Origin of the sequence: Pseudarthrobacter sp. CCNWLW217, from assembly GCF_037203985.1 — a bacterium.
Lineage (GTDB): Bacteria > Actinomycetota > Actinomycetes > Actinomycetales > Micrococcaceae > Arthrobacter.
This window is the reverse complement of sequence record NZ_JBBCBT010000011.1, coordinates 1-12,347: the sequence shown is the minus strand read 5'-3', so window position 1 is coordinate 12,347 and position 12,347 is coordinate 1. Positions and strand designations below refer to the sequence as shown.

The following is a 12,347-nucleotide window of genomic DNA, read 5'->3' as shown; positions in this document are numbered from 1 at the left end:
CTACGCACCGACTTTCTGTTCGAGCGATTCGCAAGTGGCCGGCAGGAGCCTCCGGAAGGCTTCCCTCGCCCGGTGCAGCCGCACCTTGGCGGCGGATTGTGAACAGTCAAGGACCTGGGCAATTTCGGCGATTGTCAGGTCGTCCCAGTACGCCAGCTGGAGAATGTCCCGGTCCTTGTCCCGAAGGACGGCCAGGGCATTCTCCACAGCCGTGTGCTCGCCCTGGTCCCCCGGGTCACCGCCTGCAGTGGCGGTGATCTTCTCCGTCAGTGCTTTCTGCCGGTCACGGCCCCGGTAGGCATTGCCGATAAGGTTCCGGGCGACGGCAAAGAGCCAAGGGATTTCGGTGCTGGCAGCGCCGTCCCATTTCTCCCAGGCGATACGGAAAACATCCGCTGCGAGTTCCTGGGCCAGCTCAGGATCGTCGACTCTCCGAAGGACGTATTTGTGGATCCTTGGATAGCTGTCCTTGTATAAGGCGATGAACGCCAGCTCGCGCTGTGAAAGCACGATCCCCCCTGGTGATGTAGTTTCCTGGCTTGCAGGCTAACCCTATAGTTTCCGGCTTGGCAGGAATGGTTACAGCGGTTAGGGCAACAGGCTTTCTGACGAGGCCACTGTTTCGTTGTCCGTAGCCAGGGTCACAACGACGTTCACCTTGCGCCCTTCCAGCACCACAGGCAGCCAATGGTCGGCGTCCTGCCACATCCGCTCCACAGGCAGTGCCCGTGTACTGAACCACGCTGGGGCGATCTCGTCGCTTTCGCGGGGCTCGCCCTCCCAACGGCGGGCTGTGAACATCCGCGCGGACATGTTCCATTCGGGCCGGGCGGGAAAAACAAACTGCACAACGCCAGCGTCCTGCAGGTCTTCAGGCCGGACGGTAATCCCGGCCTCCTCGTGGATCTCGCGGCACGCTGCTATGGCGTCGGTCTCCCCGGTTTCCACATGACCACCGGGACCCACTACCTTCCCGGAGCCAAACCCGGTCTTTTTGACGCCCAGCATGACTTCAGCGCCGTGGGGGGTGTCCCGCAGCAGGAAGCAGAGTGCGACGGCCGCCGGCTCCATGTCCTAACCCAGGGCCCGCGGATGCGCCGCGGCGTAGATTTCACGCAGGGTATCCGCTGTGACCAGGGTGTACACCTGCGTGGTTGTCACGGAGGCATGCCCCAACAGTTCCTGGACCACCCGGACGTCCGCGCCGCCTTCCAGAAGGTGGGTGGCGAAGGAGTGCCGCAGCGTGTGCGGTGAGACGTCCCTGGTGATGTTGGCTTTTTCGGCTGCGGCCTTAAGGATGGTCCAAGCGCTTTGGCGGCTAATACGTCCGCCACGGGCGTTGAGGAACAGCGCCGGCGTCCCCTTGCCCTTGGCCGCCAAGAGGGGCCGGCCACGCACAAGGTAGGCATCCAGTGCCCGGGCACCGTAGGAGCCCAGCGGTACCAGCCGCTCCTTGGACCCCTTGCCGAACAGCCGTACGATCGCGGGGCCGGCCTCCGCGTCGTCCAGCGAGATGTCGTCTACGTCCAGGCCGACGGCTTCGCTGATCCTTGCCCCGGTGGAATAGAGGAATTCGAGCAAGGCGCGGTCCCTCAGTCCCGTGGGCGTATCGGCCCCCGAAGCCTCCAGGATCCGGGTGACCTCGTCCACGCTGATGGCTTTGGGCAGCCTCTTGCCCGGCATCGGCGGGTGGACGTCGCTGGCGGGGTCCGTCGTCGTGAGCCCTTCGAGGGCCCAGAATTTGTGCAGGCCGCGGACTGCAACCACCGTTCGGGCCGCCGACCTCACGCCCAGGGCCGTGCCGCCGTCGGAACCGTCCGACAGTGCCTGGACGAATCCGGTGACGTGGTGCCGCGTGATCTGGCCGGGCAGTTCGCAGCCTGCGCCGGCGAGGTAGCCGGCGTAGCGTGTCAGGTCGCGGCGGTAGGCGGCAAGGGTGTTGAGCGCGAGGCCCCGTTCAACCCGCATATGCTGCAGGTACTCGGCTATGGCGTGGTCGATGGCCGTTCGGGGCCGGACTTGCTGCCGTGGCTGTTCCGCGGCCGGCGGTGGCGGTGCCTCAGCCGAGGTACTCGCCGTCATCAACGCTGGCTGGGGTGGGCAGGCCAAGGTGCATCGGCGGGGCGGAGCCGGGCAAAGCCGTCAGCGCGCGCCGCGGCCGCAGCGAGGATCCCGACGACGGCGGACGGGTTGTGCAGTTTCCCTTCCAGGACTGCTGCCACGGCGTCGTCGAGGGCTATCCAGTGGAATTCAATCTCCGCTTCCTCATCCGTCCGCTCGTGGCGCTCGTGGTGCGGCACACCCGTGAGGTCGCGGGCAAGGTAGATCCTGATTGCCTCGCTGGAGGACCCCGGCGAATTGAAGAAATCCGCCAGGACATTCCAGGTGCCTGCGGCCAGGTCCGCCTCTTCCGCGAGCTCGCGGGCGGCGCCCACGACGAATTCTTCGCCTTCGACGTCCAGCAAACCGGCCGGAATCTCCCAAAGATCCATGCCCACGGGATGCCGGTACTGCTTCAGGAGCAGGATCTCGCCCGCTTCGTTCATGGGCAATACTGCCACCGCGCCTGGATGGTCAATGTAGTCGCGGGTGAGGGCGTCGCCGGAGTCGCTCAGCTGGAAGCTGTCGCTGACCACATCCCAGATCCGGCCTTCATAGACCTTCTCGGTAGACAAAAGACGGCGCGGGCTCGGTTCGTCCGAAACCTTCCGTGCAGCTTGGGGGGTTCCAGGTGTACCGGGCATCGCGCCGTCCTTTACGTATTCGGTTTTACTTAGCAGCTACCGTGCGTGCCTGCTTGGCCGCCGGCGCACCGTTTCTGGCAGCTACTGCCTCCGGGGCCTCCGGGGCAGCTTCTGCGGGCAGGCCTGCATCCAGGAACTCGCTGCCGGCCTGGTGGTCCAGGGCAGCCTTGACCAGCCCGGCGAACAGCGGGTGCGGCCGGGTGGGCCGGGAGCTGAGCTCAGGGTGGGCCTGCGTTGCCACGTAGTACGGGTGCACCTCACGCGGGAGCTCGACGTATTCCACGAGCTTGCCGTCCGGTGACGTTCCGGAGAACACCAGGCCCTTCTCGGCGATCTGGCCACGGTACTTGTTGTTGACCTCGTAGCGGTGGCGGTGCCGTTCGCTGACTGTGGTCTTGCCGTAGGTTTCGGCGATGACGGAGCCGGCGTCGAGCTTTGCCTCGTAAAGGCCCAGGCGCATGGTGCCGCCGAGGTCGCCCTTGCCTTCGACGATGTCCAGCTGCTCTTCCATCGTGGCAATGACCGGGTACTTGGAGTCCGGCTCGAACTCGGACGAGGACGCGCCTTCCAGGCCAACTACGTTCCGGGCGTATTCGATCACCATGCACTGCAGGCCAAGGCAGAGGCCAAGCACCGGCAGTTTAGTTTCGCGGGCGAACTTGAGTGCCCCGAGCTTTCCTTCGAGGCCGCGGATGCCGAAGCCGCCGGGAACACAGATGGCGTCCACACCATCCAAGGCAGCAACCGCGCCCTCATGGGTTTCGCATTCGTCCGACGGCACCCAGCGGATCTTGACTTTGGTGTCGTTGGCGAAACCGCCGGCACGCAAGGCCTCCGTGACGGACAGGTAGGCATCCGGGAGGTCGATGTACTTGCCCACAAGCGCGATTTCAACCTCGTGCTTTGGGTTGTGGACGGCCTCGAGCAGCTTGTCCCAGCTGGTCCAGTCGACGTCCTTGAACGGCAGGTCCAGGGCACGCACGATGTAGGAGTCCAGGCCCTGGGAGTGCAGTGTCTTGGGGATGTCGTAGATGCTGGGCGCGTCGGCAGCGTTCACCACAGCGTCGATGTCGACGTCGCACATCCGGCCGATCTTCTCGCGCATGGCGTCGGGTACTTCGCGGTCCGAACGGATCACGATGGCTTCCGGCTGGATGCCGATGGAACGCAGCGCGGCCACGGAGTGCTGCGTCGGCTTGGTTTTCAGCTCCTGGGACGGGCCGATGTACGGAACCAGGGAGACGTGCAGGAAAAAGACGTTGCCCCTGCCGACGTCCTGGCGGACCTGGCGGGCCGACTCGAGGAACGGCTGGGACTCGATGTCGCCGACGGTTCCGCCGATCTCGGTGATGATGACGTCCGGAGCGTTCTTGCCCTCGGCGGGCAGGCGCATCCGGCGCTTGATCTCGTCCGTGATGTGCGGGATGACCTGGACGGTGTCGCCGAGGTATTCGCCGCGACGTTCCTTCGCGATCACGGTGGAGTAAATCTGCCCGGTGGTTACGTTCGCCGAACCTTCCAGGTTTTCGTCCAGGAAGCGCTCGTAGTGTCCGATGTCGAGGTCCGTCTCAGCGCCGTCGTCGGTCACAAAGACCTCGCCGTGCTGGAAGGGGTTCATCGTGCCCGGATCAACGTTCAGGTACGGATCGAGCTTCTGCATAGTTACAGACAGGCCGCGTGCCCGCAGGAGGTGGCCGAGGCTCGAAGCCGTCAGCCCCTTACCGAGCGAGGACGCCACACCACCGGTTACGAAGATGTGTTTGGTCGTCTTGGACGAGCCCGGGAACCGGGAATTTACACGGGAATTTGATCGCTGCACCACGGAATTCGAGCCTATCATCAAATGAACCTTCCACGGATCCGGAACTGTTCCCCAAATGCTCCAGTCTGCAGTGCGAACGGCCTTACGATCAAGGGGTGACCATGTTTCCGGACCCTGAAACCAAATCATCGGGCCCTGTTGGCGGCGTGGACGCAGGGAATTTCCCGGTCTTCCGGTCGCTGGCGCTGCAGTCCATTCCCCAGCCTGACTACGCCGATGTGATTGTCCTCCCAGTTCCCGACGGCAATCCGGACGGCAATCCCTCAGACCCTCGCCTCTGGGCCGAAGAGCTGTTCTCGCTGCGGTCCATGCCGGGCTGGGTGACTGCCTTAATGGGTTTGCGGCAGGCAGTGGTTGGCCTGGCGGGAATCAGCAGGGCTCCAGCCGGCGTGTTTGCCGTCGCGGAGGTCTGCGGCGAGGAAGCGCTGATCAGCGCCGATGATACCCACCTGGACTTCCGCTGCGGGGTGGCCTACGACGCCGGCGCCAACCTGTTGCGGGTCACCACGGCTGTGCGCCTGAAGGGCTGGCGGGGACGACTGTACTTCGCCCCGGTGCGCCTGCTGCATCCTTTGGTGGTGCACGCCATGATGGCCCGCACTATCCGCCGGCTGACTGCCGTGCCCCGAAGCAGCTAGGCCCGCTGGGGCAGCAGCTTCGCGTCGTCGAGCAGCTCCTGCGCGTGGGCCTGTGCGGACTCGGAATCCTCCTGGCCTGCCAGCATCCGTGCGAGCTCCTTGACCCTTTCAGGGCCGTCGAGCAGCCGCACATCACTGGAAGTGAACCCGGTGGCCGTGCCGCCGTCGGACCCCCTGACCGATGTTTTGGTGACGGTGATGTGCTGGTCCGCGAAGGCGGCAACCTGCGGCAGGTGCGTGACCACCAGGACCTGCACGTGCTGCGCCAGCATGGCCAGCCGACGGCCGATTTCGACGGCGGCACGTCCGCCGACGCCGGCGTCCACTTCGTCGAACACAAAAGTGGGCACCGGATCCACGGCGGCGAGCACTACCTCGATGGCCAGCATCACGCGGGAGAGTTCGCCGCCTGAGGCGCCTTTGCCCAGCGGACGGGCCGGCGCACCGGAATGGGGCTGGAGCAGGAACGAGATCTCGTCGGAACCGTGGGGCTGCAGCTGTGCTGCCGGCTCGATGGTGATCACCAGCGTTGCGTCGGCCATGGCAAGGGCCTTCAGTTCGGCGCTGACGCGTGCCGAGAGGTCCTTTGCGGCCTTGCCGCGGATTTTGGTGATGGCCGCTGCTTGCTTCTTCAGCTCAGCCTCGGTCCGGGCAACCTCCGCGTCCAGCGCCTCGATCCGGGTTGAGTCATCCTGCAGTTCGTCGAACCGGACACGTGCGTTCTCAGCCCACACCAGGACCTCGTCGATGCTGGGGGCGTACTTGCGCACCAGCTTGGCCAACGCAGCCCGGCGGTCCTCGATCTCCGCGAGCCGTTCGGGCCCCTCTGAGTCCAGGCCGGCCTGGTAGCTTGCCAGTTCCGTGGCGATATCGTTCAGCAGGAAGCCGACCTCGGCCAGGCGCGCGGCTGCCGCGCCGAGTTCAGCGTCATGCTCGGCCACATGCTCCAAGGTCCGCTTGGCGGCATCCACCAAGGTGGTGGCGTCACCCTCGTCGCCGTAGTCCTCTGCGATAAGTGCCTGGTGGGCGGTGTTCGCCGCAATCCTGAGTTCTTCCACATTGGCCAGTTTCACGGCCTCGGCCTTGAGTGACTCGTCCTCCCCCGGCTGCGGGTCGACGTCGTCGATCTCGGCCAGGGCAATCTCCAGCGATTCCGCTTCCCGCAGCCGGTCCCGTGCGGCGCCGCGCAGCGTGTCCAGTTCGGCTTGGCTGGCCTTCCAGTGGCTGTAGAGGGCCTGATACTTGCCCAGCGGATCCGCCAGGGCGTCGCCGGCAAACTTGTCCAGGGCACCGCGTTGAGCGAGTGCCCCCTTCAGCCTGATCTGGTCCGACTGGCCATGGACCACCACCAGGCTTTCGCCGATCTCCGCAAGGACGCCCACGGGGGCGGCCCGCCCGCCGAGGTAGGCCCGGCTGCGTCCGTCCGCACCGAGGCGACGGGCAAGGATCAGCTCAGCGCCGCCGTCGAACTCTTCCACCTCGGCACCGGCCTCAAGCGCCCGCACCACTGCCGCGTGTCCGGCGTCGAGCTTGAGAACTGCCTCCGCGGAGGCACTCTTGGCCCCGTTGCGGACCGCGCCGGCATCGGACCTGGCACCCAAAAGGAGGCCGACGGCGGTGACCACCATCGTCTTACCGGCGCCTGTCTCGCCGGTCACCACGCTCAGCCCGGGGCCCAGCGGCAGCGTAGCGTCAGTGATGACGCCGAGATCGCGGATTCTCAGTTCTTCAAGCATGGTTCACTTTGCTGTTGACGGATCGGTTTCATCTTCAGGGTGGTCTGCGTGCGTGACCTGCAGCGGGGCCATCGGCCTGGGCGTCCGGACAATCGGAATCGGGCCCGTGTGGATGGCCTCCGCCTGCGGAACCGGGCCCCGCCAGCCGTGGATGGGGAGCTCGAACTTCCGGACCAGCCTGGCGGAGAACGGCGTCTGGTGCGTCCGGGCCAGCCGGACCGGCGTAGCAGATTTGGTCACTTCCACCCGGGCTCCTGGCGGCAGGTCCACCGAGCGCCGGCCGTCACACCACAGCACTCCCATGGCATCCGTCCGGTTGAGGACCTCCACTGCCAGCCGCGACCGCGGTGACACCACCAAGGGCTTGGCGAAAAGGGCGTGGGCGCTGATGGGGACAATCAGGAGGGCTTCGACCTCCGGCCAAACCACGGGCCCGCCGGCTGAGAAGGCGTAGGCGGTGGACCCGGTAGGGGTGGCCAGCACCACGCCGTCGCAGCCGAAGGACGTCAGGGGGCGCTCGTCAACCTCGGTGACCACCTCGAGCATCCGTTCCCTGTTGCCTTTTTCTATGGCAGCCTCGTTCAGGGCCCAGGTATGCCAGATCTTCTGGCCCCGCACCCACACCTGGACGTCGATGGTCATGCGCTCTTCCACCGTGTAGTCCCGGCGGGCGATCCATTCCACTGTCTGGGCGAGGTCGGCCCGCTCGCTCTCGGCAAGGAAACCCACGTGGCCGAGGTTGACGCCCAACAGGGGCACATCCACTTCCCGCACCAGCTCGGCCGCGCGCAGGATGGTCCCGTCGCCGCCCAGCACCATCACCAGCTCAACGTCCGGGAGCTGCACGTGGTCATGCAGGACCTCCACCGGCTGGGTGAGGTGCCCGAAGAAGCGCTCCATGTCGCCCAGTTCGGACTCCTGCATCACCGGGATAATGCCTGAGGCATGCAGCTGGGCGCAGGCTTCCCAGGCGGCCTTCAATGACTCCTCGCGGCCAGTGTGGGCAAGGACCAATACGCGCCTGCTCATCAGGTTCCGCTTTCTAGTGGTTCGGCCAAAGACGTCCAAGCAACCCAGCTATGGCTGCGTCGCGCTCTTCGATCTTAGGCAAGTCTTGGGTCATCCTGCGCTTTATCCACAGGAAGTATTCAACGTTTCCGTCCTGGCCCGGCAAAGGACTCGCCGCCAGGCCGCACAGGTCCACGCCGGCGTCGAGCGCCGCATTGGCGACTTTTTCGACCGCCATCCGGCGTTCGCGCTCGGAATTGACTACGCCGGTGCGGCCCAGGCGGTCCTTACCGATTTCGAACTGTGGTTTTACCATCAGCACCAGATCGCCGCCAGGCTCCGTGCTCAGGGCCAGCGGCAGGACCACCAGGGTCAGCGATATGAACGACAGGTCAGCGACCGTCAAGGCCACTGTCCCACCGATGTCCTCAGCCGCCATATACCTGACGTTGAGCCCCTCATGCACCTCTACCCGGGGATCGTTCCGGAGCTGCGGCACCAGCTGGCCGTGTCCGACGTCGACAGCCACCACGTGCGCGGCGCCACGCCTCAACAGCACATCGGTGAAGCCGCCGGTGGACGCACCGGCGTCCAGGCACCTCTTCCCCTCGACGGTTATGGCCGGGAAGGCGTCCAGCGCGCCGGCCAGTTTATGGCCGGCCCGGCTGACGTAGCTGTCCTGCTCAGTGTGCTCAACGGCAAGGTCCTTGCTGTCCTCCACCTGGAGTGAGGCCTTTGACAGCACCTGGCCCGCGGAAGTGACCTTGCCTTCGGAAATCAGGGAGGCAGCGTGCGTACGTGACCGTGCCAGGCCGCGCGCAACCAGTGCCTGGTCGAGTCTGGCCATACTCAGGCCCCGTTCCCGGCCGCAGGCTCTTCGTTCAGCGTTTCGAGCAGCGCGTCGTGGAGTTCGCTGTAGACGGCCTCATGATCTGCCACCGGCATCGCGGGGACACCTTCCAGGGCCGCCAGCACGGCAGCAACGGACGGATCCCCTGTTTCGGTGCCTGCTGTCTCCGGCCACGCGGGGGTGGGCTGGGCTGCAACCGGGTTATGCGTTTCGTTCAGCTCAGTCATTTGACCAGTCTAATGACTGAGCCACTCGAGTTTGGGCGCAGTGGGGCTTGCCGCTTCGGGGACCGCGGCCCACCAGGCTTGGCAGGCGGCGCGCCAGGAGTCGAGGTCGTCCTCGCTCCCGCGGACGTGGACTGTGCCACCGCTGACCCGCGCGGTTGAGGTTCCACAGCGGTACGTTCCGTCAGCGTGGTCCACGGCCGGGTACGGCGAGTGGAGGTCCGTGAGGGAGTTGATGACATAGTCCGGGCGTTCTGCGGTGCGTGCTGCCAGGATGGTTTCCCTGGTGTCAACGCCAGTCAGCACGGCTACCGTGGCGAAACCGGCGTTGTTGCCGCCGAGGATGTCCGTGTCCAGGCGGTCGCCCACTACCAGCGGACGGTCAGCGGAAAGCCTTTTGGCAGCAGCGTGGAACAGCGGGGCCTCCGGCTTGCCCGCGACGCGCGGTGTCTGGCCAGTGGCAGCCGCGACGGCTGCCACCAAGGTGCCGTTCCCCGGCGCAATACCGCGTGCCTGCGGAATCGACATGTCCGTGTTCGTGGCCACCCACAGGGCTCCGGCAGAGACCACGTAGGAGGCTTCGGCCAGGTCCTTCCAGCCGATCGCGGGGTTGAACCCCTGGACCACAGCCACAGGGTCATCGTCCTGGCTGCTGACCGGAGTCAGGCCAACAAGTTCGATCTCCTGCGCAAGCGCCGGGCTGCCCGTGATGAGGACCCTGGCCCCCGGCGCCAACAGCGACGCCAGCAGTTCGGCAGCAGCCTGCGAGGAACTGACCACCTGCTGATCATCCGCGGGAGCACCGAGCTCACGGAGGTGCGCGGCTACCTGCGCCGGCGTGCGGGAGGCATTGTTGGTGACATACCCGAGGCCAATGCCCAAGCCTTCGAGTTGCTGGAGCGAATCCACGGCACCAGGGATGGCGTGCGGACCGGCGTAGACCACCCCATCAAGATCGGCGAGAAGGGCGTCAAACAGCGAAATGAGGGGAACGGCCGTCATCTTCGGATCAGTCTTCCCGGCGTTCTGCGCGCACTGCCTCGATGTCATCCCCGCCGTGCCCTTCCGGTCCCTCCGGCTCGATGTCGGCTCCGTCGTCGGCTGCCTCGTCCGTTTCCTCGCCGGTTTCGTCGGGGGTTGAGATCAGTTCGTCCTGCTCGATGGAGTCCTCATTTGACTCGGCATCATCAGACTCAAAGTAGTCCGATTCGGCGTCGTCAACGGAAGTGTCCACGGCATGGCTCGCCGATTCGGTGCTGCCTTCAGTTGCTTCCGCTGCTGCGGCCACGCGAGGGGTGTCCGTTTCCGGACCACGGGCTGCGCGCTCGATCAGGCGGCGGCGCTCGGCCTCCTCGCGGGCTTCTTCCTCCTCGTCCCAGCCGAGGTCCACGATGTCCGGCTCCTCGTCGACGCCCAGGCCCAGGGCATTTTCTGCCACGACAGCCTGTTTCTGCCACTTGGCTGCCTCCTCCGCGCGGCCCACGGCAGACAAAGCGTCGGCGTAAGCACGGAAAAGGCGCGGGCTGTAGGAGAAGGCCCGGTTGATGTCCAGCTGGGGAATTTCCAGTTCTGCAACGGCGGCATCGAGCTGGCCGAGGTCCGTCCGGGCGCCCGCAGCCACGATGGCGAGCTCCGCCTTGCCCGGAGCGTCGAGGTCCTTTGCTTCCTCGGAACGGACCACATCGAGGGCTCGGTCCGGGCGGCCAAGGCCGCGTTCGCAGTCAGCCATCACGGGAAGGTGGACGTTGGAGCCGCTGATCCGGCGATAGGTGCGGAATTCGCGCAGGGCCTCCCCATAGTGGCCCGCGGCGTAAGCGGTCAGACCCACAGCTTCACGGACTGCAGCGAGGCGGCCGCCACGGCGGCTGGCCGCCAGGGCGTGCTGGAAGGCAAGTTCCGGTTCGTCGTCAATGAGGCGTCCGGCCATCACCAGGTGACGGGCCACCCACTCGGCGCTTTTCGGTTCGAGGGTCTTGATCTGGTGCTGGGTAGCGCGGTCCAGCTCTTTGCCCGTGACATCCTCGTCGATTTCAGGCGACCGCTCACGGTCCGGGCGGTTGGCGCTGCGCAGGTCGCGGGCATTGGGAACGCGCACGGGGCGGTCCTCTGCACGGTCCCGGCCGAACTGCCGCGGGCCGGAGTCGCCGCGGTCGAAGCTACGGGGTGCCCGGTCCTGGCGGTCGCCGAAAGCCTTGCGGTTGTCGCGGTCGCCAAAGCTGCGGCGTTCGCCGTCTCCTTCACGGCGCGGACGGTCACCATAGGGCTTGTTTTCGCGGTCACCGTACGGCTTGCGGTCACGGTCACCGAAGGGCTTACGCTCCCCACCACTGAACGGCGGCTTACGGTCTCCCCCACCAAAACTGCGGCGTTCGCCATCACCTTCACGACGCGGACGGTCACCAAAAGGCTTGTTCTCCCGGTCACCGTACGGCTTACGGTCACGGTCACCGAAGGGCTTACGCTCCCCACCACTGAACGGCGGCTTACGGTCTCCCCCACCAAAACTGCGGCGTTCGCCATCACCTTCACGACGCGGACGGTCACCAAAAGGCTTGTTCTCCCGGTCACCATACGGCTTACGGTCACGATCGCCCGCGCCAAAACCGCGGCGTTCTCCGTCGCCCTCACGGCGGGGCCGATCGCCGAAGGGCTTACGCTCGCCGGCACCGAAGCTACGGCGCTCACCCTCGCCTTCGCGGCGCGGACGATCACCATAAGGCTTGTTCTCCCGGTCACCATAAGGCTTACGCTCTCCGGAGCCAGGCGTGCGTCGGGGGCCTTCGCCACCTTCCCGGTTTTCCCGGGATCGGAATCCGCGAGGATCTCCGCCTGAGTTGTTCGGTCCGCGGAAGGGACCGCGGTCCTTGCCGCCGCGGTTGCCGCCATTGTGCTCAGCCATGTGGAGTCCTCCTGTTGTGAGCCGGCCTGGCGCAATCGCAGCCGCTCTTATCCGTGTTTCGTTTCCTACGCAACCCGAAATCAAGCGCTTCGAAGTCCGTACATCTCAATCAATTCTAGGCGAGTCGCCAAACCAACCATGACAGAAAGGTCCGCTGGCAGGCAGTCGTGGGAATCTTCACACCCAGGACGCTCTCTCACTTGCTGCGGGTTTGGTTCGGATGTTCCCGGTGGGGTGTGGGTGGGGTACGACGGCAGTGCCTGGGGTCGGCTGTGCCTGCTGGGTTCCGGCGGGGGTGGGGGGTGTGTTAAATGGGTCAGGCCCCGACGTGTTTGTCGGGGCCTGAGCCTAATGGTTGTCCGGCGGTGACCTACTCTCCCACACCCTCCCGGGTGCAGTACCATCGGCGCTGTGGGTCTTAGCTTC

The 12,347-nt window shown here is 65.7% G+C and carries 13 protein-coding genes and 1 rRNA gene; 2 read left to right on the top strand and 12 right to left on the bottom strand.

The window, feature by feature from the left end:
* The 5 genes from V9L18_RS13615 to V9L18_RS13595 form a co-directional block, all read right to left on the bottom strand.
* Positions 1–510, bottom strand: coding sequence for an RNA polymerase sigma factor (locus tag V9L18_RS13615; protein ID WP_337347709.1), 510 nt, complete (start codon positions 508–510; stop codon positions 1–3).
* Positions 511–588: 78 nt separating this feature from the next.
* Entirely contained in the window at positions 589–1,071 is a 483-nt protein-coding gene (locus tag V9L18_RS13610) for an 8-oxo-dGTP diphosphatase (protein ID WP_337347708.1), read from the bottom strand.
* A gap of 3 nt (positions 1,072–1,074) precedes the next feature.
* Entirely contained in the window at positions 1,075–2,082 is a 1,008-nt protein-coding gene (gene xerD, locus V9L18_RS13605) for a site-specific tyrosine recombinase XerD (protein ID WP_337347707.1), read from the bottom strand.
* Positions 2,082–2,744 (bottom strand): NUDIX hydrolase, encoded by a 663-nt coding sequence (locus V9L18_RS13600; protein WP_337347706.1) that lies wholly within the window; start codon positions 2,742–2,744, stop codon positions 2,082–2,084. The genes xerD and V9L18_RS13600 overlap by 1 nt, the downstream gene beginning before the upstream one ends.
* Before the next feature lie 25 nt (positions 2,745–2,769).
* A complete protein-coding gene (locus V9L18_RS13595; protein WP_337347705.1) occupies positions 2,770–4,584 on the bottom strand; it encodes a CTP synthase in 1,815 nt (604 codons plus the stop codon).
* Between the two features lie 83 nt (positions 4,585–4,667).
* On the opposite strand from V9L18_RS13595, the gene V9L18_RS13590 reads away from it, so the two are divergent.
* Positions 4,668–5,204, top strand: coding sequence for a DUF2867 domain-containing protein (locus V9L18_RS13590; protein ID WP_337347851.1), 537 nt, complete (start codon positions 4,668–4,670; stop codon positions 5,202–5,204).
* On the opposite strand, the gene recN is transcribed toward V9L18_RS13590, so the two are convergent.
* Genes recN through V9L18_RS13560 form a run of 6 tightly spaced genes read right to left on the bottom strand, consistent with a single transcriptional unit; the run spans position 5,201 to position 10,967 of the window.
* Entirely contained in the window at positions 5,201–6,940 is a 1,740-nt protein-coding gene (recN, locus tag V9L18_RS13585) for a DNA repair protein RecN (RefSeq protein WP_337347704.1), read from the bottom strand. The two genes, V9L18_RS13590 and recN, sit on opposite strands and share 4 nt — an antisense overlap.
* 3 nt (positions 6,941–6,943) lie before the next feature.
* Positions 6,944–7,969: an NAD kinase gene (locus V9L18_RS13580; protein WP_337347703.1), complete on the bottom strand. Its 1,026-nt coding sequence runs from the start codon at positions 7,967–7,969 to the stop codon at positions 6,944–6,946.
* A gap of 13 nt (positions 7,970–7,982) precedes the next feature.
* The gene (locus V9L18_RS13575; protein WP_337347702.1) at positions 7,983–8,795 is read right to left on the bottom strand and encodes a TlyA family RNA methyltransferase; all 813 of its coding nucleotides are present in this window, start codon (positions 8,793–8,795) and stop codon (positions 7,983–7,985) included.
* A gap of 2 nt (positions 8,796–8,797) precedes the next feature.
* Positions 8,798–9,025 carry a hypothetical protein gene (locus V9L18_RS13570; RefSeq protein ID WP_337347701.1) on the bottom strand — a complete coding sequence of 76 codons (228 nt, stop codon included), beginning with the start codon at positions 9,023–9,025 and terminating at the stop codon, positions 8,798–8,800.
* A gap of 9 nt (positions 9,026–9,034) precedes the next feature.
* Positions 9,035–10,024, bottom strand: a complete 990-nt coding sequence (locus V9L18_RS13565) for an HAD-IIA family hydrolase (RefSeq protein WP_337347700.1) — start codon at positions 10,022–10,024, stop codon at positions 9,035–9,037.
* 7 nt (positions 10,025–10,031) lie between these two features.
* Positions 10,032–10,967, bottom strand: coding sequence for a hypothetical protein (locus V9L18_RS13560; protein ID WP_337347699.1), 936 nt, complete (start codon positions 10,965–10,967; stop codon positions 10,032–10,034).
* On the opposite strand from V9L18_RS13560, the gene V9L18_RS13555 reads away from it, so the two are divergent.
* Positions 10,956–11,855, top strand: a complete 900-nt coding sequence (locus tag V9L18_RS13555) for a hypothetical protein (RefSeq protein ID WP_337347698.1) — start codon at positions 10,956–10,958, stop codon at positions 11,853–11,855. The genes V9L18_RS13560 and V9L18_RS13555 overlap by 12 nt on opposite strands.
* A 423-nt stretch (positions 11,856–12,278) precedes the next feature.
* On the opposite strand, the gene rrf is transcribed toward V9L18_RS13555, so the two are convergent.
* Positions 12,279–12,347, bottom strand: a 5S ribosomal RNA gene (rrf, locus tag V9L18_RS22070); the annotation flags it as partial.

Coding starts and splice junctions, on each gene's coding strand:
- V9L18_RS13570 (WP_337347701.1), bottom strand. CDS start 9,025: ATGACTGAGCTGAACGAAACGCATAACCCGGTTGCAGCCCAGCCCACC.
- V9L18_RS13580 (WP_337347703.1), bottom strand. CDS start 7,969: ATGAGCAGGCGCGTATTGGTCCTTGCCCACACTGGCCGCGAGGAGTCA.
- V9L18_RS13595 (WP_337347705.1), bottom strand. CDS start 4,584: ATGATAGGCTCGAATTCCGTGGTGCAGCGATCAAATTCCCGTGTAAAT.
- V9L18_RS13575 (WP_337347702.1), bottom strand. CDS start 8,795: ATGGCCAGACTCGACCAGGCACTGGTTGCGCGCGGCCTGGCACGGTCA.
- V9L18_RS13610 (WP_337347708.1), bottom strand. CDS start 1,071: ATGGAGCCGGCGGCCGTCGCACTCTGCTTCCTGCTGCGGGACACCCCC.
- xerD (WP_337347707.1), bottom strand. CDS start 2,082: ATGACGGCGAGTACCTCGGCTGAGGCACCGCCACCGCCGGCCGCGGAA.
- recN (WP_337347704.1), bottom strand. CDS start 6,940: ATGCTTGAAGAACTGAGAATCCGCGATCTCGGCGTCATCACTGACGCT.
- V9L18_RS13565 (WP_337347700.1), bottom strand. CDS start 10,024: ATGACGGCCGTTCCCCTCATTTCGCTGTTTGACGCCCTTCTCGCCGAT.
- V9L18_RS13600 (WP_337347706.1), bottom strand. CDS start 2,744: ATGCCCGGTACACCTGGAACCCCCCAAGCTGCACGGAAGGTTTCGGAC.
- V9L18_RS13590 (WP_337347851.1), top strand. CDS start 4,668: ATGTTTCCGGACCCTGAAACCAAATCATCGGGCCCTGTTGGCGGCGTG.